Source organism: Sabulibacter ruber, assembly GCF_017355955.1.
GTDB classification, from domain to species: domain Bacteria; phylum Bacteroidota; class Bacteroidia; order Cytophagales; family Hymenobacteraceae; genus Nibribacter; species Nibribacter ruber_A.
The window spans coordinates 1-261 of the sequence record NZ_JAFFID010000157.1; the positions used below are offsets into that span (position 1 = coordinate 1).

The 261-nt window shown below is 64.8% G+C and carries 1 protein-coding gene; it reads right to left on the reverse strand.

Annotation, left to right across the window (positions count from 1 at the left end; all coding sequences use genetic code 11):
- The coding region (locus JT719_RS24855; RefSeq protein ID WP_207436461.1) for a hypothetical protein at window positions 1-213 on the reverse strand (213 nt) is incomplete at its 3' end.
- Between the last annotated feature and the right edge of the window lie 48 nt (window positions 214-261).

Consider the following 261-nt stretch of genomic DNA (forward strand, 5'->3'; position numbering starts at 1 on the left):
GTCCGGGAAGCTGCCATAGACCCGCCCGGTCTTGCGCCAGAAGGCATGCCACCAAACCTCACCCTGGATGTCCTGAAGCGCGACCCCGACCGGCCCGTTCACCAGCACCACGTCCGGTGCGAGCACGCGATCATCCGCGGCGTAGAGGAAGGGCGGTTCAAAGCAGCGGCCCCAGGCCTTGGGCGTGTGCAGGACGGCGATCTCGGTGGTCATCGACTTGGCTTTCTGTTGGAGAGGTGAATGCTGGTGTGTGGTTTGGCG